Genomic DNA, 21074 nt, shown 5'->3' with positions numbered 1-21074 from the left:
CCCCGGTGCGGGCAGGTCCCCCGGGCAGCTCGTCTCGTCCACCTGAAGGAAGAAGCAGCATGACTCCACTCGACGTGAACTCAGGCGACACCGCCTGGATCCTCACCTCCGCCGCGCTCGTGCTCTTGATGACGCCCGGCCTCGCCCTGTTCTACGGCGGCATGGTGCGGGCCAAGACCGTGCTCAACATGATGATGATGAGCTTCGGGGCGCTGGCCTCGATCTCCGTCGTCTGGGTGCTGTGGGGCTACTCCATGGCGTTCGGCGACGACGTCGGCGCCGGCCTCCTGGGCAACCCGTTCCAGTACTTCGGCCTCGCCGGGCTGATGGAGGACACCGGGGCGAGCCTGCCGACGATGGCCTTCGTCGGGTTCCAGGCCGTGTTCGCGATCATCACCGTCGCCCTGATCTCGGGCGCGATCGCCGACCGCGCCAAGTGGGGCACCTGGATGATCTTCACGGTCGTCTGGGCGACCATCGTCTACTTCCCGGTCGCGCACTGGGTCTTCGACTTCTCGGTGACCGGTGACGACGGCGTGACCACGCACGTCGGCGGCTGGATCGCCAACAACCTCAAGGCGATCGACTTCGCCGGTGGCACCGCGGTGCACATCAACGCCGGTGTCGCCGGCCTCGCGCTGGCGATCGTCCTCGGCCGCCGCGCCGGCTGGAAGCGCGACCCGATGCGTCCGCACAACCTGACGCTGGTCATGCTCGGCGCCGGGCTGCTGTGGTTCGGGTGGTTCGGGTTCAACGCCGGCTCGGCGCTGACCGCGGGCAACTCCGCCTCGGTCGTCTGGGTCAACACGATGGTCGCCACCGGCGCCGCCGCCCTCGCCTGGCTCATCACCGAGCGCATCCGCGACGGCCACGCCACCTCCCTGGGCGCCGCCTCCGGCGTCGTCGCGGGCCTGGTCGCCATCACCCCGTCCTGCTCCTCGGTGAGCCCGGTCGGCGCGATCCTGCTCGGCGCCATCGCCGGTGCGCTGTGCGCCCTGGCGGTCGGCCTCAAGTACAAGCTCAACGTCGACGACTCGCTCGACGTGGTCGGCGTGCACCTCGTCGGCGGCCTCTGGGGCACCATCGCCGTGGGCTTCTTCGCCACGGCGGCCGCCCCGGCGGGCGTGGACGGCCTGTTCTACGGTGGCGGCTTCGACCAGCTCTGGCGCCAGGTCGTCGGCGCGCTGGCCGTGCTGGTCTACAGCTTCGTGCTGACCCTGGTCATCGGCTTCGTCCTGCAGAAGACGGTCGGCTTCCGGGTCCCGCAGGACCAGGAGCTCGAGGGGGTCGACAGCGTCGAGCACGCCGAGACCGCGTACGACCTGGGCAACCTGGCCGGCACGCTCCGTTCCACCGGTGCGCTCGGTGCCGCCGTCGCCCACCGCAACGATTCCGACAACGCAGAGAAGGGGGTCAACGCGTGAAGCTCGTGACCGCGATCATCAAGCCGCACATGCTGGACGAGGTGAAGAGCGCGCTGGAGTCGTTCGGCGTGGAGGGCATGACCGTCAGCGAGGCCAGCGGCTTCGGCCGCCAGCGCGGCCACACCGAGGTCTACCGGGGCGCGGAGTACACCGTCGACCTGGTGCCGAAGGTCCGCCTGGAGGTCCTCGTGTCCGACGACGACGCGTCCGACATCATCGACGTCCTCGTCAAGAGCGCCCGCACCGGCCGCATCGGTGACGGCAAGGTCTGGTCCGTCCCCGTCGACGACGTCGTGCGGGTCCGGACCGGGGAGCGCGGGGCGGAAGCCCTCTGACCCCGGTCGAGGCGGGCGACCTCGCCCGCCGGCTCGGCGCCCGGCTCACCACGGCTCGGCTCGACGTCGCGGTCCGGTCCTCCTGGGAACCCCAGGCAGGGCCGGACCGTCGGCGTTCCCTGACCGCCACCGTCGAGGCGGGCCTGGTCGAGCTGTGGGAGGAGGCCGGACCGCCGCCCGCCGGTGCGGCCCTCGCCTGCGTGGGCAGCCTGGCCCGGCGCGAGCTCGGGCCCCGGTCCGACCTGGACCTCGTGCTCCTGCACGACGGCCGCCAGCCGGCCGGCAGCCTCGACGGGCTCAGCGAACGCCTCTGGTACCCGCTGTGGGACGCGCGGGTCAAGATGGACCACTCCGTACGGACGCCCGCCGAGTGCACCGCCGTCGCTGCGCGCGAGGTCAGCGCCGGCGTCGGGCTGCTCGACCTCCGGGTGCTCGCCGGAGACGCCGCCCTGGTCAGCGGCACGCGGACCGCGCTGCTCACGGCCTGGCGCACGAACGCCCGCCGCCGCCTCCCCGAGCTCCTCGACTCCCTCGACGAGCGGCTCGCCACCGCGGGCGACGCCGCGTACCTGCTCGAGCCCGACCTCAAGGAGGCCCGGGGCGGCCTGCGCGACATGACGATGCTGCGCGCCCTCGCCGCCACCTGGCTGACCGACCGGCCGCACGCCGGGGTCGAGGCGCCGTACGAGCGCCTGCTCGACGTGCGCGACGCGCTGCACGTGACCTCCGGCCGCGCCCTGGACCGGCTCCTCGCCGCCGAGGTGGACGAGGTGGCCCGGCTGCTGGGGTTCGGGGAGCCGGACGACCTGCGCCGCGAGGTCAGCCTCGGCGCCCGCCGCATCGCGCACGCCGTGGACCTGACCGTGCGCGCGGCCCGCCAGTCGGTCCCCCAGCGCCGCGTCCTCAGCTTCGCCCGCCGGGAGCGCCGCCCGGAGTACCGGACCGCCGACCACGGCCTCATCGTGTCCGGCAGCCAGGGCGCGGCCGAGGTCGGGCTGGCCCGCGTCGAGACCGCCGAGAACCCGTTGGCCGGGCTGTGGGTCGGGGCGCTCGCCGCGCGCGAGGGCCTGACCATCTCCCCCGTGACCGCGGAGAACCTCGGCGCCCGGGTGAGCCCGCTGCCCGACCCGTGGCCGGAGGCCGCCCGCGACGCCTTCGTCACGATGCTGGCGTCGGGGCCGAACCTGCTGCCCGTGTGGGAGGCGCTCGACCTCGCCGGCTGCATCACCTGCTGGCTGCCCGAGTGGACCCCCGTGCGCGCACGGCCGCAGCACAACCCGGTGCACCGGCACACGGTCGACCGGCACTCCGTGCAGACGGTCGTGGAGGCCCACCGCCACCTGACCCAGGTCGACCGCCCGGACCTGCTGCTGCTGGCGGCGCTGCTGCACGACATCGGCAAGCTGCCCGGCGCCGGGGCGCAGCACCCGGCCGTCGGTGCACCGATCGCCCGGGCGGCCGTGGACCGGATCGGGCTGACGAGCGAGGACGCCGACCTCGTCGCGCTGCTGGTCCGCGAGCACCTGACCCTCGCCGAGCTGGCCACCCGCCGCGACCACGCCGACCCCAAGACCCAGGACGCGCTGGTGGCCGCCGTCGACGGACGCAGCGACGTGCTCGCCCTGCTGCGCTCCCTGACCGAGGCCGACGCCCGCGCCGCCGGCCCGGCCGCCTGGTCGCCGTGGCGGGCCTCGCTCATCGGCTCCCTCGCCGACCAGGTGGAGGGGATGCTCGTGGACGGCGGCCCCGACGACCACACGGTCGACCTGTCCCGCCTGGTCGACCTCGGGCTGGCCCGGTCGGTCGCCCTGGACGGACGGGCCCGGGTGCGGGTCGAGCCCCGCGCGGGCGGCGCCGAGCTGCTGATCGCCGCGCCGGACCGGCTCGGGCTGTTCAGCGACACGGCGGGGCTGCTGGCCTCCGCCGGCGTCCAGGTGCGGGCCGCCGTGCTCCACACCGTCGACGGCGTGGCCGTCAACACCTGGCGGGTCGACAAGGAACGCGTCTCCGACGTCCCCGACGCCGCCTTCCTGACCCAGCAGCTCGAACGCCTGGCCGGCGGCGACCGGGCCGCGCTCGAGCCCGTACGCCGCCGCGAGTCACGCGCCCGGCCCGAGCCCGCGCAGGTGCACGTGGAGGCGGTCGGGGGCGCCAGCGAGTCGGCCAGCGTGCTCGAGGTCCGTACGGGCGACCGGTCCGGGCTGCTCTGGGCGCTCGGGGCCTCGCTCAGCAGCGTCGGCCTGTCGATCCGCTCGGCGCACGTCTCCACGCTCGCCGGCCAGGCCATCGACACCTTCTACGTCACCGAGCCGGACGGCGCGCGTCCGGACGCGCGGCGCGACGCCGAGGCCCTGGCCGCGCTGGACGCCGCCGCGCGGGCCGAGGACGTCCCGGCGGCCTGACCGCCGGGCCCACCCGCTCCGAGCCGCTCGGAGCCGCCCGGAGCGGCCCGGCCGGCCCGTCAGGCGCGGGCGACGAGCGCGTCGACCTCGGCCGCCGTCGGCGGCTGCGCGCCCTGGCGCCCGCAGACGATCGCCGCGGCGGCGGCCCCGCGAAGCAGGCTCTCCTCGAGGTCGAGGCCCTGCTCGACCCTGGCCTCGAGGAACCCGGCCATGAACGTGTCCCCGGCCCCCACGGTGTCCACCACGTCGACGGTGAACCCGGGCACCTTCGTCACCGCGCCGCCCGGCTCGACGGCGACCGCCCCGTCCGCGCCGAGCGTGACGACCGCCAGCCCGAGCCCGTAGCGCTCGACCCAGCCCGTCACGATCTCGAGCGGGTCGGAGCCGCCGGCCGCCCGGGACAGGAACTCGATGTCGACGTCGCTGGCCTTGAGGATGCCGTCACGACGTCCCACGACCTCGAGCCACGGCTCGACCCGGGCCCAGTAGACGGCCGGGTCCTTGATCACCGTCGGACGGACGTTGATGTCGTACGAGACCCCGCTGCGGACCGTCTCCATCCAGTCCAGCAGGACCTCGTTGCCCGGGCTGACGACGCAGGAGAGGGACGCGATGTGGAGCCAGTCGTCGTCGCCCAGGGAGGGCAGCTCGTCGGGCTGCCAGCCGAAGTTGGCGGTGTCGTCGAAGTGGAACGTGTAGGTCGCCACGCCCTGCTCGTCGAGGCTGACCACCGCGAGCGAGGTGGCCTGCGACGACTCCGTCGACAGCGCGAGGCCGACGTCGGCCGCCTCGATGTGCGCACGCAGCTGGCCGCCGAAGGCGTCGTCGGACAGCCGTCCCAGGTACTGCACGTCCGCGCCGAGGGTGCCGAGCGCGACGGCCGAGTTCATCGGGCCACCCGCGGACAGCGCCTCCCACGCGGACCGGAACGACGTCGGCGTGTCCGACGCCGACCTGACCAGGTCGATCAGGGTCTCTCCGCACACCACGAACCGCGTCATGGCAGGCAATGTAGTGGACCCGGCTCCTCACCCCTGGAGCCCCAGGTCGCGTCTCAGCCCGTCGGCCAGGGCGTCCCACCAGGCCGGCGGCAGGGCCCGGCGGCTCACGTCGGTCAGCAGCCGTCCCATGGGGTAGGTGGGGTCCAGCTCGCCCAGCCGCTCGCAGCACGCGTTCAGCAGCGTCCCGTTGCCGCCCGCCCACGCCGACACCCCGACCAGGCAGAGCGGCGCGGCCGCGAGCTCGGGCGGCGTACGGGCGAGCACCTCCTGCCACAGCGCCAGGTGGCGCCGGGCGTCCTCCCGGGTGACCAGCGCGCAGGCGACGTCGCGCACCAGCGTGTCGCGCACCAGCAGCGCGAGCTCTAGGCAGGCGTCGTCGCCCGGGCCCGCCGCACGCGCGCCGTCCGCCGCGTCCAGCCGCGGCAGCGCCGCCACCACCGCGCGGCCCAGCGCGTCCTGCCGGTCCGTGCGGGTCCTCCGGTCAAGGCCGGCCGCGATCCGCCGGACCCTGCGACGCAGGTCCGGCCAGTCCTCCTCCGCCGGCCCGGCCACGGTCGCCACGACCGCCGCCCGGTCCGGCCGGGCGACCAGGCCGGCCCACACGGCCTCCGCGCTCAACGGGTGCTCCCCCGGCTCGTAGGGGCTGCCCTCGGACGGGCAGCAGCCGCTCGTGCAGGCCAGCGACCACCAGCGCCGCCCGTCGACCAGCAGCACGTCGACGAGCTCGACGCCGGCGTCGAGCGCGGACCGGTCCAGCCGGTCGACCTCCTCCTGCAGCGCGGCCCGACCGCGCACGGCGTCGGCGCAGTAGGCGACCAGCACCACGCCCGACGGCGCGTGCTGCTCGACCAGGTCGGCGACGCCGGCCTCCGCGTGGTCGCCGAGGTCGTAGCGGGCGGTCAGCAGCACCCGCCCGGCCTGCAGCAGCAGCGCGACCAGCGACTCCTCGGGGTGGAAGCCGAGCAGGAACGGCACGGCCGCGAGCAGGTCGGCCGGCCGGCGGGCCGTCAGCCGGACGGGGGCGCCGGGGCCGGGGTCGGACGGAGGGACGGGCGGCAGGTACGAGGTGGTCACGTCGGCACTGTGATGACGGGGAGCCGTTCGTGCCGGTCCGGCGGAACGACCTGTGGACGACGGGCGGGTCGGGTCCGACGCTGTGGACGGGCGGCACGGGCCAGGCGGGGCGGCGCTTGCGGGGCCCGGGCACCCTGGAGGCAACGACCTTCGACGGAGGAGCCCCATGAGGAGCCAGCCGGTCCGCCCCCTGCACGCCGTGGTGGTGATGGCCGTGCTGCTCGCCGGCCTCTGGGTCCTCGAGGGCCTCGACCAGCTCAGCGGGAACGCGCTCGACTCGTACGGCATCCACGCCCGCGAGGTCGACGGGCTGCCCGAGATCTTCACCGCCCCGCTGCTGCACGCGGGCTGGGAGCACCTGGCCGGCAACTCGGTCCCGTTCTTCGCCTTCGGCCTGCTCGTGCTGCTCGGCGGCGTCGCGCGCTGGGCCGTTTCGACGCTGGTCAGCGTGGTGTCGTCGGGGCTGACCGCCTGGCTGCTGACGCCGGCGGGGACCATCGTGCTGGGCGCGAGCGGGCTGATCTTCGGGTGGCTGACCTACCTGCTCGTGCGCGGTCTGTGGTCGCGGCGCCCCGGCCAGGTGGTCCTGGCCCTTGTCATCCTCTTCCTCTACGGCGGCCTGCTCTGGGGCGTGCTGCCGGGCGCCGCGGGGATCAGCTGGCAGGCCCACCTCGGCGGTGCCGTCGGCGGGGTGGTGGCCGCCTGGCTCCTGCACCGCGACGACGCGACCCGTCGCCGGGCCGAGCAGCTCCCCGCTTTCTACCGCTGACCCGGAGCCCGTCGACCCCGAGCCCCGGGTCGGACCCGGGCCCTCAGCCCTCGAACTCCAGGCGGAGCCGCTCCAGGGTGGCGCGCACCGGGCCCGTGCCCGCACCGGCGCCAGAGGGCCAGGTGGCGAAGTAGTCCTCGATGGAGACCGCCTCGACGGAGGCCGCGGGGAAGCCGAACGTCCCCGCCGAGCCGACGACCTGGTGGGCCAGGTTCTCCGCCTCGCCGCGGCCCGCCTCGTCCAACGTGCCGGCGTCGGAGGCGTCGAGCAGCTCGAGCAGGCGCACCACCCGGGCGAGGTTCACGGTCTGCGCCTGCCGTCCCAGGCTGGACAGCAGGCGCTTCTCGGCCACCGTGTCCGGCCCGTCGACCGGGATGTCGCCCTCCTCGTACGGCGCGCTCACTCCTGCCACCCGAGCAGCTCGCTGACCTGGGCCGCGAGCCGCATCGCGTCGAACGGCTTCGCGATCACCCCCGCCAGCCCGCTGTCGGTCCAGCCCAGGGTGTTGTTCTTCGCGGTCAGGAAGATCACGGGGATGTCGTGGGTGGCCGCGTCGCGGCGGAGCGCGGTCAGCGTCGTCGGCCCGTCCTGCCCCGGCATCATCACGTCCAGCATGATCGCGTCGGGGTGCTCGACCCGCGCCAGCTCGTGGGCCTCGACCCCGGAGGCGGCGGTGCTCACCGACCAGCCGGCCACGAGCTCGAGCGACGCCTTGGCCACCTCGCGCAGCAGCTCGTCGTCGTCGACGACCAGCACGCGCCGCACCTGCCCCGTCACGCGGACATCGTAGGGGGCCGCTCGTCCGTGATGACCGGGACCGCCCACCGACCCCGTCGCAGGAGCCTCCGGGAACGGCGCCGGATGCTATTTTTACGGCATGGAGGGGCTGCTGGACCCCCGGCGCAGGGCGGTTCGTCGGCTCCGGCTCATGGCCCTGCTCGTCGCCGTCGTGCTGGCCGTGCTGGTCGTGGTCCTCGTCAGCGACCTGCCGCACCGCGTCCGGCAGACCGTCACCCTCACCACCCTGGCCGGCAGCGGCGTGGTCGCCGCGTTCGGCTTCCGTCGCCGGATCCTCTCCAGCACCGGTCGACGCCGCCGCTCCTACCTGCTGTTCGCGGGCGCGTGCCTGCTCGCCACCACCTCCAACCTGCTGCAGCTCGTGCTGCCCCGCGCCAGCGCGCCCGGGCAGGTGATGCCCGGTGACGTGGTCCTGACCCTGGCCCTCGCGGTCGGCGTGGCGGGCATGGTGCAGTTCCCGAGCAGCCCGCGGCGCACGACCGACCTGGGCCGGATGGTCCTCGACGGGATCGTCATCGGCGGGTCGATCCTGCTGGTCGCCGACGTGACCCTCTTTCCGGACCTGCTCGTCGACAACCCGGGCGGCTGGCCGCTGCTGGTCGTGCCGGTCACCGACGTCGTCCTCGCGACCCTCGCCACGCTGCTCTACGTCCGCTCGCGCCGCGACCACCTCATGCTGGGCCTGCTCGCGGGCAGCTTCTACTGCTTCGCGGCCTCCGACTTCGGCTTCGCCTTCGTCGCCGCCTCCGGACGGCAGTTCACCTACGGCTCCGTGGTCGACGCCGGCTGGCTGACGGGCTACCTGCTGCTGGTGCTCGCGATCTGGGCGCCCTCGGTGGGCGCGACCGAGCCGGACGCCGGACTGACCGAGAAATCGCCCGTGCTGGGCACCGCGGTCATGTTCACGCTGTTCCTGGTGGCGCTCGGCATCACCCTCGCCACGTTCAGCCGGGACGGCGTCAGCCCCCCGGCCGTCGCGCTGCTGATGCTCGTGGTGCTCGCGGTCCTCGCCCGGCAGAGCCTGCTCGGGCTCGACAACGACCGGCTGCGCCGCCGGCTCGAGGAGCGCGTGGCCGAGCGCACCCGCTCGCTGCACCGGATCACCGCCCGGACGGACCTGATGGTCGAGTCGGTCGGCGAGGGCATCTACGGCGTCGACCCCGACGGCCTCGTCACGTTCGTCAACCCGGCGGCCGCCCAGGCGCTCGGCTACGCGGCCGCCGATCTCACCGGGTGCGACGCCCACGCCACCTTCCACGCGCGCGGCCCGGACGGGCGGCAGCTCCCCAAGGACCACTGCTACATCACCGAGGCCGTCCGCGAGGGCCTGGTCAGCACGGCCGAGGACGACAGCTACGTCCGCTCCGACGGCCGCCTGCTCCCGGTCGAGGTCACCACGACCCCGCTGACCGAGGAGGACACGGTGGTGGGCGCGGTCGTGATCTTCCGCGACGTCACCCAGCGGCGCGAGGTCGAGCGGCTGAAGTCCGAGTTCGTCTCCATGGTCAGCCACGAGCTGCGCACGCCGCTGACGGCCATCCAGGGCTCCCTCGGGCTGATCTCCGGCGGCGCGCTCGGCCCGCTGCCGGCGCCCGCGGCCCGGATGCTGGAGATCGCCTCGATCAGCGCGCACCGCCTGAACCGTCTCGTCGACGACATCCTCGACATCGAGCGCATCGAGTCCGGGGTCCTCGTGCTCCAGCCCGGGTGGCAGGACGCCCGCGCCGTCGTGGACGGGGCCGTCGAGCAGATGCAGGTGCTCGCCGTCGAGGCCGGGGTCGACATGCGGGTGGGCCGCGTGGAGGGTGCGGTGCACGCCGACCCGGACCGGGCGCTGCAGACCCTGATCAACCTCATCGGGAACGCGCTCAAGTTCTCCTACCCGGGCGGCCTCGTCGAGATCTCGGCCCTGCCCGTGGACGACGTCGTCGAGTTCACCGTGACCGACGAGGGCCGGGGCATCCCCGGCGACCGGCTCGAGCGGATCTTCAACCGCTTCGAGCAGGTGGACTCCAGCGACGCCCGCGAGAAGGGCGGCTTCGGCCTGGGGCTCGCCATCAGCCGGAGCCTGGTCGAACGTTCCGGGGGCCGCATCTGGGCCAGCAACAACCCCGAGAGAGGCGCCACCCTGCACTTCACGCTGCCGCGTGCGGCGGACGAACCGCTGCCCGCACCTACCCCGACCACCGTCCCGGTGCCCGCACCGGCCGGAGCCTGAGGACGTCGACCATGATTCTCGGTGATCTTGTGGTGCCCGCGAGCGCCCGCCGTGCACCCGGAACGGCAACGGTGTCGGTACGGTGACCACCATGGCAGCAGAGCCGGAACGCATCGCCGTCGTGATCGAGGACGACGCCGACATCCGGAACCTCCTGGCGGCCATCCTCGACCAGGCCGGCTTCACCTGCTACACCTGCGAGTCGGGCCAGGAGGGCATCGCCGCGGTCCGGACCCACGACCCGATCCTGACGACGCTGGACATCAGCCTGCCGGGCATCGACGGCTTCGAGGTCGCGCGCCAGATCCGCGCCTTCAGCTCGACGTACATCATCATGCTGTCGGCCCGCGACGAGGAGATCGACACCTTGATGGGCCTCGACGCCGGGGCCGACGACTACCTGACCAAGCCCTTCCGGCCGCGGGAGCTGCGCGCCCGGATCGAGGCCATGCTGCGGCGCTACGTGACCCCCGTGCAGGCGGCGGCCGCGGCGGCCACCCCGGCGCCGGCACCGAGCCCGGCGGCACCGACGACCGCCGCACCCCCGCCCGAGCCCGAGAAGGACGAGACCGGGGGCTGGCTGAGCCACAACGGCCTGCGGATCAACTCGGACATGTGGCTCGTCGACCTCGACGGGGCGCCGCTGGAGCTCACGCGCAGCGAGTTCGACCTGCTGCTGGCGATCATGTCCGGCAACCGCCGGGTCATCTCCAAGGACACGCTGGCGCTGGAGCTCCGGGGCGACTACGCCAGCAGCGGCTACGTCAGCGACTCCGACCGGCGGGCGGTGGAGGTCCACATGGCCAACCTGCGGCGCAAGCTCAACGACCCGGTCGCCTCGCCGCGCTACATCGAGACCGTGCGCGGCGTCGGCTACCGCCTGGCGGACTCGCGCCGCTGACGCCCGTGGGTGCACGCTCCCGTCGGCCTGGCCGGCGGGCGGCGGTTCAGTCCGGCTGGACGGGCTCGGCGGCGGCGGCGGTCGCGGCGAGCGACTCCCGCGTGCGCTCGGCCTCCATCGTGACGTCGGCGAGCAGCGTGGGCACCGTGTCCCGCTCCCCGCGCTCGACGGCCTCGCGCAACCGGCCCGCGACCAGCGCCAGCCCGTCCGCGCCCACCATCACGCTGGTGGACTCGAGGCTGAGCAGGGCGACGTGCGCGGTCATGAAGTTCCGCTGCTCGAGGTGGTTCCGGATCGAGGAGAGCCGGTGGTCCAGAAGCTCGAGGTAGTCGTGGACGAACCGCGCCATCATGGCGTCGTGCTCGGCCATCGGTCCTCCTGGTACGCCGGCGCGGGCCGGTCCCGTCGGTGCTCGACCTCCCGGGACCGGCCCACGGCCGGCTCCGTCCGATGCAGCGCAGGACGTCTGCGACGCGAGCCCGGCGTCCCCCCACCGGACTCGTCCGCCGCCACCGGTTCTCCCCCTCGTCGAACCGGTCGGCCGCGGCCCCTGCGTTCCCCCGAACGCCCCTGCATCCCCCTTCACGTCGCAACCCCTCGCGACGCTTCCTTCTTCGAGCGCGATCGACCGCGGACGGCGTCGTACGTCACCGTCCACCCCCGTGCCGGTCGTTCCCCGAGCGACCCCGGACGTGGTCCGTCCGTGGTCGTGACTGCTCCCCTGGACCACGGGCGCGTCTGACGACGACACCCGGGGTCCCGGACACGGCCGGTCCCTCCCCCGAGGTGACGACCTGGGCCCCGCCGGGCCCGCGTGGTCCGGGCGCCGTGGCGACCGGTGTCGGCGGGGGCTGGTGAAGTCCTGTCCCCTCCGGTCGTTCTCACGACCGGATGACGACCATCCTTCCGCTGCTGTCTCAGCGCTTCGGACGGCTCCGGCTAAGCGTTCCTCAGCATTGCCTCAAGGAGAGGCTTTCCTCAGGTGATTTCTTCACGCCGCCCCAGCACCCGGGTGATAATCCGCCACCCGTTCCAAAGGGCCCTCGCCCGACGGGGTCAGGCGGCCAGGAGGTCCCGGATGTCGTCCGCGCCCAGCTCGGCGCCGCCCAGCCCCTCGGCGTCGAAGACCGACCCGAAGAGCTCGGCCTTGCGCGCCTTGAGCGCCATCACCTTCTCCTCGATCGTGTCCTTGGCGACCATCCGGTAGACCATCACCTTGCGCGTCTGACCGATCCGGTGCGCCCGGTCGACGGCCTGCGCCTCGGTCGCCGGGTTCCACCAGGGGTCCAGCACGAAGCAGTAGTCGGCCTCGGTGAGGTTGAGCCCGAACCCGCCCGCCTTGAGGCTGATCAGGAACACCGGGGCGTCGCCCTGACGGAACCGCTCCACGACCTCGTCGCGGCGCGTCGTCGACCCGTCCAGGTAGGCGTGCGCGATCCCGGCCTGCTCCAGCCGCTCCCGGATCCGCCCGAGAAAGCTCGTGAACTGGCTGAACACCAGCGCCCGGTGCCCCTCGGCGACCAGCTCGGTCAGGTCGTCGAGCAGGGCCTCGACCTTGGCCGCCGGGATGTCGGCGTGCGCCTCGTCGACGAGCGCGGGATCGAGGCAGAGGCGGCGCAGCAGCGTGAGCGAACGCAGCACCGTGAAGCGGTTGCGGTCGAGGTCGTCGAGCAGCCCGAGCACCTTCTGCCGCTCGCGCTGCAGGTGGGTCTGGTAGACGCGCATGTGCCGCGGCGTGAGCTCGACCTCGAGGATCTGCTCCTGCTTGGGCGGCAGGTCCGCGGCCACGGCCTCCTTGGTCCGGCGCAGGACGAAGGGGCGCACCCGCCGCTGCAGCTGCCGCAGGCGGTCGGCGTCGTGGTCGCGCTCGATCGCGCGCCGGTAGAACTGGGAGAAGCGCTGCGGCGAGGGGAAGAGCCCGGGCGCCGTCACCGACAGCAGCGACCAGAGGTCCATCAGGCTGTTCTCGAGCGGGGTGCCCGTGATGGCCAGCGCGAACGGGGCGTCCACCCGGCGGGCCGCCTGGTAGGTCTTCGCCCGGTGGTTCTTCACGAACTGCGCCTCGTCCAGCACCAGCCCCGACCAGGCCCGGGCCGCGATCGCGTCGGCCTCCAGGCGCAGCAGGGCGTACGACGTCACGACGAGGTCGGCCCCGTCGGCGAGCCCCGCGAGGTCGGTCCGCCGGCGGGAGCGCGGGTCGAGCGTCACGACGCGCAGCGACGGCACGAACCGTGCGGCCTCGCGCACCCAGCCGGGGACCACGCTGGTGGGCGCCACCACGAGGAACGGCGGCGCGTCCGGCTGCTCCAGCCGGGCCTGGGCGACCAGGGCCAGCGTCTGGACCGTCTTGCCCAGGCCCATGTCGTCGGCCAGGATCCCGCCGAGCCCGTTCGACCAGAGGGTGTGCAGCCAGGCGTAGCCCTCCCGCTGGTACGGCCGCAGCTCGGCCTGCAGCGTCGGTGGCAGGTCCGGGGCCGCCGCGGGCTCGCTCCGCACCAGGCCGCGCACGGCCCGCGACCACCGGGCCGCCTGCGAGGCGACGACGCCCAGGTCGACGAGGTCCTCCCAGAGCGAGACCTGGAAGCGGTTGATGGTCAGCTCACCGGGGTCGCGGTCGTCGAGCGTCCGGGACTCCTCGATGAGGTCGCGCAACCGGTCGAGCCCCGGTCGGCGCAGGCTGAACCAGACCCCGCTCTCCAGCACCAGATGCTCCTCGCCCTGGCTGAGGGCGACGAAGAGCTGGTCGAACGGCACCCGCTCGCCCTCGACCGACACCTCCACGTGCAGGTCGAACCAGTCGGCCGTGTCGGCGCGCTCGGTCGCGCTCACCGCGATCGCGGGCTCGGCGACGGACTCGCGGTAGCCGGGCAGGTCGCCGGCCAGGTCCAGCTCGACCCCGGCGGCCTCGAGCGCGGGGAGCGTCCGCTCCGCGAACAGCGCGGCGTCCAGCCCGTCGAGCAGGGCATGGGCGGCCGGCGTGGCGGGATCCGAGCCCGGCTCCCGCAGCACCGGCGCCTTCGCGTACGGCACGGGCAGGTCGACGAGCAGGGCGCGCTCGGCGGTGGTGTCGCGCAGCCGTCCCGCGGTCGGGTCGTCGAGGTCGTACGCCGTGTCCGTCCCCTCGGCGACGTAGCGGAACGACCAGTCGAGGCGCAGCCGGTGCTCGTCGCGCGGCGTCACGGTCAGCCGCAGCCGCGGTGGCACGTCGACGGGCAGCGCGACGCTGCCGTCGCGGGAGCCCACGGTGGCGTGCCGGCGCAGCGCGGGCACGTACGTGTCGAGGAAGCGGTCCTCGTCGGACCGAGGCACCAGGAGCGGTCGGGCCCCGACCACCAGCGAGCGCAGCTCGCGGGGCAGCAGCCGGTCGAGCCGGGCCACGGTGAGCCGCTGGTCGGCGCCCAGGGTGAACACGCCGTGCGCGGGCTCGCCCAGGACCCCCACCGACGTCAGCTCGACGCCGGACTCCCCCACCCGGACGCGCGGGCCGACGAGCAGGCCGACCTGCTCGACCCGGCGGACGTCCAGCGACACCTCGGCGACGGGGAGGACCTCCAGACCGCGCAGCGGGTCCTCGACGACGACCTCGAGACCGGCGTCGCCGACCTGGTCGAGCAGGGACCAGAAGGCGCTGCTGACCGTCTGCAGCGAGAGCCACGGCGTGCGCGGGAGCGCGTTGCGGGCCCCGGCACCGGCCGCGGCCCGGAACTGCAGCAGCAGCTCGCGGTGCGGGGCGACGTACGAGCGGGCGACGAAGTCGAGGTCCTCCCACGAGATGCCGGACCGCACCCAGCCGCCGCCCCGGCCGCGGCGCACGGGCCGGGCGCGCAGGTCGAGCCGGCCGGCGTAGCCGCGATGGGCGGGGATGCGCTCCACCCCGAGCTCCAGGCCCAGCGGGGCGACCTCCACGGCCGCGGTCGGCGGCGGCGCGGCGACCAAGGGACCGAGCACGCGCTCCCACTCCGGCCGCTCGACGCGCGGCCCGGGACCCTGCTCGTGGCGCGCGACGACGAGGACGGCGGCCGCGTGCTTGCAGTCCATCGAGACCGGGCAGGTGCACCGGCTGCGGTGCACCGTCGTCGACCCCGAGGGCGACGAGGCGAGGAAGACGGTGACCTCGTAGTCGTCGCGGTGGGTGCCACGGACCCGCCCCGAGACCGTGCGCGCCGCGTCGTCGACCTCGACGTGGCTCACGTGCCCCGACCGCACGGCCACCATCGCCCGGGCGAAGGCCTCCGGTCCGACGAGCGCGTTGATCGAGGCATCGCTCAGCGCGGCGGCCACCGGGGTCGTCGCCGGAGGCGCAGCGCTCGTCGTGGCGCCACGGCCGCCGGGCTCGGCGGGGCTCGCCAGCAGGCCCGAGAGCGCGGCCTCCGCCGCCTCGAACGCCTCGTCCCCCCGCATGCCCGCGATGCTAACCGCGGGCTCCGACAGTTCCGTCGTGCTCGCGACCCGCCCCCGCGACCGACGACGTCTGCCTGCACCCGATGCCCGCGACGAGCGCTGCTGCGACCCCTCCCCGACCGTCGTCGGAGCGGGATGGTTCCATGGGCGCAGGGCGCCGCGAGGCGCGTCACCGCGGCCTGCGGCGCGCTGCAGGACCGCACGAGAACGACGGAGGACTCATGAGCGACAGCAGTCTCGAAGGGCCGGCCGACGGCGGCGCCGAGGGCACCCCGGGCGTGCAGGACGGCGGCGCCGACGGCGGGGCCGAGGGTCCCGCTGACGGTGGTGCCGAGGGCACGCCCGGCGTCCAGGACGGCGGCGCCGACGGCGGGGCCGAGGGTCCCGCCGACGGTGGTGCCGACGGCACGCCCGGCGTCTCGGACGGCGGCGCCGACGGCGGCGCTTCCTAGCACCTGAGCGGGCGGTGCCCGGCCTCGCGGCCGGGTGCCGCCCGTATCGCTTTCCCGAGGTGGCTCGTCCCCGGACGAGGCGGCCCGTACGCCCGCAGCACCCGAGCACCACCACCCACAGCAGCACTGCAGCATCTCGCCAGCACCGCCCACGAGACCCCGCGAGGACCCCGTGCCCGACCGTCCCACCCCGGCCCTCGACCGCCTGGTCGCGACCGACCCGGCCACGTTCACCGAGCAGCACTGGGGCCGGCAGGCCTTGCTGAGCCGCGCGGCCGACCTGCCGCAGCCGTTCACGGACCTGCTGGACGAGCCCGCGGTCGACGAGCTGGTGTCCGAGCGCGGCCTGCGGACGCCGTTCCTGCGGGTGGCGAAGAGCGGCCAGACCCTCGGGGACCGGGCGTTCACCGCGCCGGGCGGCGTGGGCGCCGGGATCGCCGACCAGCTGAGCGACAGCAAGCTCGTCGCCCTCTTCGGCGACGGGGCCACGATCGTCCTCCAGGCGCTGCACCGCGTCTGGCCGCCGATCATCGACTTCGTCGGCGCGCTCGCCGACGAGCTGGGTCACCCGGTCCAGGCGAACGCGTACGTCACCCCGCCCCAGAACCAGGGCTTCGACGACCACTACGACGTCCACGACGTCTTCGTCCTGCAGGTGGCAGGCACCAAGCGCTGGCGCATCCACGCCCCGGTCTGGGAGTCGCCGCTGCGCGACCAGCCCTGGACGGACCGCCGCGCGGCCGTGCAGCGGGCCGCCGCCGAGCCGCCGCTGATCGAGGCCGTGCTCGAGCCGGGCGACTGCCTCTACCTCCCGCGCGGCTTCCTGCACGCGGCCACGGCGCTCGGCGGCGTGAGCACCCACCTGACCCTCGGCGTCCACACCTGGACGCGCTACACCCTCGCCGAGCAGCTCACCGCGCAGGCGCTGCGCTCGCTCGTCGGCGACGCCGACCTGCGGGGCTCGCTGGCCCTCGGGCTCGACCCGACCCGGCCGGAGACCCTCGGCCCCGACGTGGAACGGGTCCGCACCGCCCTGCTCGACGCCGTCCGGACCGCCGACGCCGACACCCTCGTGGCCGCCCTGCGGCGGGCGGACCGCGACTCGCGCCGACCGGCGCCCGTCGGCCCGCTGCACCAGCTGGGCACCGCGTCGACGCTCGAGCCGACGACCGTCCTGCGCCTCCGTGAGCACCTCGCCGCCACCCTCGACCATGCCGACGGCCGCAGCGTCCTGCGCAGCCGGGCCGGCGAGCTCGTCCTGGACGAGGCCGACGTCGCGCCCGTGAAGGCGCTGCTCGACGACGGCCAGGCGGCGGTCACGGACCTGGGCGACGCCCTCGCCCGACGCCTCGTCCTCGGCGCCGTCGTCGTCGCCTGACCCGACCCCCGACCCGGCCTGCCCCTGCCCGCGTCCCCGCGTTACCCCGCGTCCCCGCGTCCCCCCTTCCCTGACCACTGGTCACTTCGGCGCACCCAGCGCCGCACCGAGCGCTCCGAAGTGACCACTGGTCACGGCAGTGGGGCCCCGAGCGGAGCGAGGACGGTGTCAGAGCGTGACGCGGAGGATCTTGTCGTCGTCCTTGCCCGGCGTACGGCGGCCGTCGGTGTTGCTCGTGGTCATCCACAGGGACCCGTCGGGGGCGACGGCGACGTTGCGGATCCGGCCGTGGTCGTCGGCGAAGTGCGCCTTCGGCTTGCCCGCGTCCGTCCCGTCGAGCGCGACGGAGAACAGGCACCGGCCCTGCAGCGCCCCGACGAACGCGGTCGAGCGGGTGATGGCCAGGCCGGCCGGCGAGCAGCTGCTGGTCGGTGACCAGGTGGCCCGCGGTCCCGCGTAGTCGTCGCCGCTGCTGCGCCCTTCGACGCGCGGCCAGCCGTAGTTGCGGCCCTTGACGATCCGGTTCAGCTCGTCGGCCCGCTTGTCGCCGAACTCCGTCGCCCACAGCCGCCCGTCGGCGTCGAACGCCAGCCCCTCGACGTTGCGGTGGCCGTAGCTCCAGGTGCGGTTGCCGTACGGGTTGCCCGACGCCGCCCGCCCGTCGGTGCGGATCCGCAGGATCTTGCCGGCCAGCGACCCCTTCTGCTGGGCGAGCGCGGAGTCCTCCGCGTCGCCCACGCTGACGAAGAGGGTGCCGTCGGGCGCGAACAGCAGCCGTCCCCCGTGGTGGTGCACGCTCGTCGGGATCCCGGTCAGCAGCGGCTTCGGCCGGCCGACCTTCCCGCCGCGGACGCTGAGCCGCACGACGCGGTTGTCCGACGCCGACGTCAGGTAGGCGAAGACGGTGTCCTCGTCCCCGGGCGCCAGCGCGACGCCGAGCAGGCCGCCCTCGCCGATGCCCGTCGCGGGGGCGACCCCACGGACCTCGCCGAGCCGCGTCACCTTCCCCTTCGGCGTCACGCGCAGCAGCCGCGCCCGGTCCCGCTCGGAGACCAGCGCGTCGCCGTTGGCGAAGAACGCGAGCCCCCAGGGGACGTCGAGGTCGTCGGCGACCGTCCCGGCGACGTCGGGGTCCGGGGGCCCGCTCGGAGCGGCCCGCTCGGTCGGCGTGGGGCTGGGGGTCGCGCGGGGTGCGGGGCTCGGCGTGGGACTCCCGTCGGCGCTCGGCGTGCCGGTCGGGGGCGGGACCGCGACGCTGCTCGGCGCCGGGGAGACGCCGGAGCCCGACGACCCGCTCCCGCACCCGACCAGCCCGCCGGCGGCGACGCCGGCGACCCCGAGCAGGAGGTGTCGACGGTCGAGGTCGGCGGGCGGACGCATCACCCGAGTGTGCCGCGCGCCCGCCGCAGCCGCACAGGACGGCCCGTCGGGCACCACCCGCCCCACGGCCGCTCGGTTATCCTCGGGGCGAGCCGCGGGGGCGGCGTCCTGTCCGCAGCAGAGCTCTTGGAGTCCGAGCGTGAAGCCCCCGTCGCGTCGAGCCGTCCGCCGCAGCCGTTGGCTGGTCTGGCCGCTGGCGGCGTCCCTCGCCCTCGCGGTCGTCGGCCAGGCCTCCTACTCCGCGTTCAGTGCCAAGGTCAGCAACGCGAGCAACAGCCTCGCGGCCGGGACCGTCGTGCTGGGCGACGACGACGCCGGGTCCGCCCTGTTCTCCGCGACCGGCCTGCGGCCCGGGTCCTCCGGCTCCCGCTGCATCGCCGTCACCTCGACCGGCTCGCTCGCGTCCGCGGTCAAGCTCTACGCGACCGACGCCGCCACCACCAAGGGCCTCGCGACCTACGTGACCTGGACGGTCACGCAGGGCACCGGCGGCACCTACAGCACCTGCTCGGGGTTCACGGCGCTGTCCTCCGGGTCGTCGGTCTACTCCGGGACGCTGGCCGGGTTCACGGGCGCGGCCACGACGTACGGCACGGGGCTCGGCAGCTGGGCACCGACCGGCAACGGCTCGGAGACCCGGACCTTCCAGTTCGCGTACACCGTCAGCTCCAGCACCCCCGACACCGCCCAGGGCGGGACCGCGACCTTCGGTCTCACCTGGGAGGCGCAGAACAGCTGAGATGACCGCGGACGTGACGGCCGACGCCCACGCCGCCGGGCCCGAGCCCCGCCGGTGGACCTGGGGGCGTCTCGCCGCCGTGACCCTGGCCCGGGCGCTCCTGGTCGGGCTGCTCGGGCTCGCCGCGTGGGGAGCCCTGCCGGCCGCCGCCGGGTGGCACCCCACCACCGTCAGCAGCGGGTCGATGCTGCCGCGGCTGCACGTCGGTGACGTCGCCGTGTCGCGGCCGGTCGGCGCGCACGTGCCGCCGCTGGGCAGCGTGCTGCTGTTCCCCGACCCGGACCACCCGGGACACCTGCGCCTGCACCGCTTCGTCCGGGTCGACGACGCCGGGCTCCTCGTCACCCGGGGCGACGCCAACGGCGGGGACGACTCCTCGCCCGTCCCGCTCGGCACGGTGATCGGGATCGGGACCCTGCGCGTGCCGTGGGTCGCCCTGCCGATCGTCTGGGTGCGCCAGGGCCAGTGGCTGCCCCTGGCGCTCGTCGTGGCCGGCCTCGCCCTGCTCCTCGCGGTGGCCGCGAGCGGGCGCGACCGCACCTTCGACGAGGACGACCCTGAGGACCCCGACGGGCCCGAACCCGAGCGGCCGGGACCCGACGGGGCGGCCGGGGCCGCGCAGTCGAGGCCGGAGGTCCTCGCGGGCCGTGCCGCCCGGCGCCGGGCCGGTGCCGCGGTCGTCGCCGCCCTGGTGCTCGCCGCCCTCGTCGCCGACCCCGCCGGGGCGGGCTTCAGCAGCAGGACCACGACCACGGCCTCGCTGGCCACCAGCCCCGCGGCCACCTGCGCGAGCACGGTGGCGGGCCTCGGCCCCTACTTCTACTACCGCATGGACGAGACGTCCTCCACGGCGACCGCTGCCGCCGACAGCTCCGGCAACGCGCGCACCGGCGTCTACAGCGCGCTCGGCCGCACGGCCACGACGGACCGGCCGTGCGTCAACGACACCGGGGGCGCGATGACCTTCGACGGGTCGCGGGGCTCCCTCGGCTCGCCCGGCCTGCCGAACGGCATGCCGACGGTGCTCAGCCTGACGGTCTGGTTCCGGACCACCACGGCGACCGGCGGCAAGCTGATCGGGTTCGGCAGCAACCAGACCGGCTCCTCCGGCACCTACGACCGGCACGTCTACATGGCCAACACCGGTCGGGTCTACTTCGGCGTCTACGCCAACGCCGTGAAGACGGTCTCGTCGACCAGGGCGTACAACGACGGCGCCTGGCACCTGGCGGTGGCGACGCTCTCCAGTGCCGGCCTCCGGCTCTACGTGGACGGCGCGCTCGTCGGGTCCGACACCACCACGACCACGGCCGAGCCGGGGTCCTCGTCGTACATGCGGGTCGCCTACGACAACCTCAGCAACTGGGACGCCACCCCGACCAGCTTCTTCTTCTCCGGGACGCTGGACGACGCGGCCTACTTCACCTCCGCGCTGACCGCCACCCAGGTGCAGACGCTGTACGCGGCGGCCGGCCGCTGACCCTCCTCAGAGCCTTCCAGAGCATTTCTTGAGGCGTTAAAGATTGAGGGTTCAATCTTGCGGCAGTCTTGAGACAACGGTGTCAGCGGCTTGAGGGGGTCTGGAGGAGGCGGCGGCAATGTTCTTCTCACCAGCCCAGAGAGGCCGGGGAGCAAGCGGGGGCTGGCTCGAAGGACCAACCAGAGCCACGCACAAGGAGCCCCCCGATGACCGTCACCGCCGCCGCCCGCACCGCCCGCCCGTCGCGCAAGGTCGCCACCATCGTCTCGCTGGTCGCCGTCCCCGTCGCCCTCGCCGCCTCCGGCCTCGTCGTCGCGCAGTC

The 21074-nt window shown here is 74.6% G+C and carries 17 protein-coding genes; 10 read left to right on the top strand and 7 right to left on the bottom strand.

Annotation, left to right across the window (positions count from 1 at the left end; all coding sequences use genetic code 11):
• The first annotated feature begins 59 nt into the window (after positions 1–59).
• Genes ABD665_RS20195 through ABD665_RS20185 form a run of 3 tightly spaced genes read left to right on the top strand, consistent with a single transcriptional unit; the run spans position 60 to position 4161 of the window.
• A complete protein-coding gene (locus ABD665_RS20195; protein ID WP_204913103.1) occupies positions 60–1424 on the top strand; it encodes an ammonium transporter in 1365 nt (454 codons plus the stop codon).
• Positions 1421–1759 carry a P-II family nitrogen regulator gene (locus ABD665_RS20190; RefSeq protein WP_204913104.1) on the top strand — a complete coding sequence of 113 codons (339 nt, stop codon included), beginning with the start codon at positions 1421–1423 and terminating at the stop codon, positions 1757–1759. Before ABD665_RS20195 ends, ABD665_RS20190 begins: the two co-directional genes overlap by 4 nt.
• Positions 1693–4161 (top strand): [protein-PII] uridylyltransferase, encoded by a 2469-nt coding sequence (locus ABD665_RS20185; protein WP_204914812.1) that lies wholly within the window; start codon positions 1693–1695, stop codon positions 4159–4161. Before ABD665_RS20190 ends, ABD665_RS20185 begins: the two co-directional genes overlap by 67 nt.
• A 59-nt stretch (positions 4162–4220) precedes the next feature.
• Here ABD665_RS20185 and ABD665_RS20180 read toward each other — a convergent pair whose 3' ends face one another.
• The gene (locus ABD665_RS20180) at positions 4221–5162 is read right to left on the bottom strand and encodes a PfkB family carbohydrate kinase (RefSeq protein WP_204913105.1); all 942 of its coding nucleotides are present in this window, start codon (positions 5160–5162) and stop codon (positions 4221–4223) included.
• 27 nt (positions 5163–5189) lie between these two features.
• Positions 5190–6236 (bottom strand): DUF4192 family protein, encoded by a 1047-nt coding sequence (locus tag ABD665_RS20175; RefSeq protein ID WP_204913106.1) that lies wholly within the window; start codon positions 6234–6236, stop codon positions 5190–5192.
• A 208-nt stretch (positions 6237–6444) separates the two neighbouring features.
• On the opposite strand from ABD665_RS20175, the gene ABD665_RS20170 reads away from it, so the two are divergent.
• Positions 6445–7005: a rhomboid family intramembrane serine protease gene (locus ABD665_RS20170; RefSeq protein WP_204914821.1), complete on the top strand. Its 561-nt coding sequence runs from the start codon at positions 6445–6447 to the stop codon at positions 7003–7005.
• Positions 7006–7048: 43 nt separating this feature from the next.
• Here the strand turns inward: ABD665_RS20170 and ABD665_RS20165 are convergent, their stop codons facing one another.
• Both ABD665_RS20165 and ABD665_RS20160 read right to left on the bottom strand, forming a co-directional pair.
• Positions 7049–7408, bottom strand: coding sequence for an Hpt domain-containing protein (locus tag ABD665_RS20165; RefSeq protein WP_204913107.1), 360 nt, complete (start codon positions 7406–7408; stop codon positions 7049–7051).
• On the bottom strand, positions 7405–7782 hold the full coding sequence (locus tag ABD665_RS20160; protein WP_344742922.1) for a response regulator: 378 nt from the start codon (positions 7780–7782) through the stop codon (positions 7405–7407). Before ABD665_RS20160 ends, ABD665_RS20165 begins: the two co-directional genes overlap by 4 nt.
• A gap of 100 nt (positions 7783–7882) precedes the next feature.
• Between ABD665_RS20160 and ABD665_RS20155 the strand changes: the two genes are divergently transcribed.
• Together ABD665_RS20155 and ABD665_RS20150 are read left to right on the top strand one after the other, a co-directional pair.
• Positions 7883–10021, top strand: coding sequence for an ATP-binding protein (locus ABD665_RS20155; RefSeq protein WP_204913108.1), 2139 nt, complete (start codon positions 7883–7885; stop codon positions 10019–10021).
• A gap of 91 nt (positions 10022–10112) precedes the next feature.
• Positions 10113–10922, top strand: coding sequence for a response regulator (locus tag ABD665_RS20150; RefSeq protein WP_204913109.1), 810 nt, complete (start codon positions 10113–10115; stop codon positions 10920–10922).
• Positions 10923–10968: 46 nt separating this feature from the next.
• Here ABD665_RS20150 and ABD665_RS20145 read toward each other — a convergent pair whose 3' ends face one another.
• Positions 10969–11292: a hypothetical protein gene (locus tag ABD665_RS20145; RefSeq protein ID WP_204913110.1), complete on the bottom strand. Its 324-nt coding sequence runs from the start codon at positions 11290–11292 to the stop codon at positions 10969–10971.
• Positions 11293–11978: 686 nt separating this feature from the next.
• Positions 11979–15323 (bottom strand): DEAD/DEAH box helicase, encoded by a 3345-nt coding sequence (locus ABD665_RS20140; RefSeq protein ID WP_344742918.1) that lies wholly within the window; start codon positions 15321–15323, stop codon positions 11979–11981.
• A gap of 221 nt (positions 15324–15544) precedes the next feature.
• On the opposite strand from ABD665_RS20140, the gene ABD665_RS20135 reads away from it, so the two are divergent.
• Both ABD665_RS20135 and ABD665_RS20130 read left to right on the top strand, forming a co-directional pair.
• Entirely contained in the window at positions 15545–15775 is a 231-nt protein-coding gene (locus tag ABD665_RS20135; protein WP_344742917.1) for a hypothetical protein, read from the top strand.
• A 172-nt stretch (positions 15776–15947) separates the two neighbouring features.
• Positions 15948–17153, top strand: a complete 1206-nt coding sequence (locus ABD665_RS20130) for a JmjC domain-containing protein (protein WP_204913111.1) — start codon at positions 15948–15950, stop codon at positions 17151–17153.
• Positions 17154–17321: 168 nt separating this feature from the next.
• Here ABD665_RS20130 and ABD665_RS20125 read toward each other — a convergent pair whose 3' ends face one another.
• Complete coding sequence (locus ABD665_RS20125; protein WP_204913112.1) at positions 17322–18533, bottom strand: PQQ-dependent sugar dehydrogenase; 1212 nt, start codon at positions 18531–18533, stop codon at positions 17322–17324.
• A 139-nt stretch (positions 18534–18672) separates the two neighbouring features.
• On the opposite strand from ABD665_RS20125, the gene ABD665_RS20120 reads away from it, so the two are divergent.
• Positions 18673–19272, top strand: a complete 600-nt coding sequence (locus tag ABD665_RS20120) for a hypothetical protein (protein WP_204913113.1) — start codon at positions 18673–18675, stop codon at positions 19270–19272.
• 1 nt (position 19273) lies between these two features.
• Positions 19274–20752, top strand: a complete 1479-nt coding sequence (locus ABD665_RS20115) for a LamG-like jellyroll fold domain-containing protein (protein ID WP_204913114.1) — start codon at positions 19274–19276, stop codon at positions 20750–20752.
• Positions 20753–21074 lie beyond the last annotated feature (322 nt).

Source organism: Microlunatus spumicola (assembly GCF_039536445.1).
Lineage (GTDB): Bacteria > Actinomycetota > Actinomycetes > Propionibacteriales > Propionibacteriaceae > Microlunatus > Microlunatus spumicola.
Note: the sequence above shows the minus strand (reverse complement) of the source record. Positions and strands in the feature narration are given on the sequence as shown.

What these genes read in the sequence shown, in the direction of transcription:
- ABD665_RS20195 (WP_204913103.1), top strand. Translation starts at nt 60, where the DNA reads ATGACTCCACTCGACGTGAACTCAGGCGACACCGCCTGGATCCTCACC.
- ABD665_RS20180 (WP_204913105.1), bottom strand. Translation starts at nt 5,162, where the DNA reads ATGACGCGGTTCGTGGTGTGCGGAGAGACCCTGATCGACCTGGTCAGG.
- ABD665_RS20170 (WP_204914821.1), top strand. Translation starts at nt 6,445, where the DNA reads ATGGCCGTGCTGCTCGCCGGCCTCTGGGTCCTCGAGGGCCTCGACCAG.
- ABD665_RS20155 (WP_204913108.1), top strand. Translation starts at nt 7,883, where the DNA reads ATGGAGGGGCTGCTGGACCCCCGGCGCAGGGCGGTTCGTCGGCTCCGG.
- ABD665_RS20150 (WP_204913109.1), top strand. Translation starts at nt 10,113, where the DNA reads ATGGCAGCAGAGCCGGAACGCATCGCCGTCGTGATCGAGGACGACGCC.
- ABD665_RS20145 (WP_204913110.1), bottom strand. Translation starts at nt 11,292, where the DNA reads ATGGCCGAGCACGACGCCATGATGGCGCGGTTCGTCCACGACTACCTC.
- ABD665_RS20140 (WP_344742918.1), bottom strand. Translation starts at nt 15,323, where the DNA reads ATGCGGGGGGACGAGGCGTTCGAGGCGGCGGAGGCCGCGCTCTCGGGC.
- ABD665_RS20135 (WP_344742917.1), top strand. Translation starts at nt 15,545, where the DNA reads ATGAGCGACAGCAGTCTCGAAGGGCCGGCCGACGGCGGCGCCGAGGGC.
- ABD665_RS20125 (WP_204913112.1), bottom strand. Translation starts at nt 18,533, where the DNA reads ATGCGTCCGCCCGCCGACCTCGACCGTCGACACCTCCTGCTCGGGGTC.
- ABD665_RS20115 (WP_204913114.1), top strand. Translation starts at nt 19,274, where the DNA reads ATGACCGCGGACGTGACGGCCGACGCCCACGCCGCCGGGCCCGAGCCC.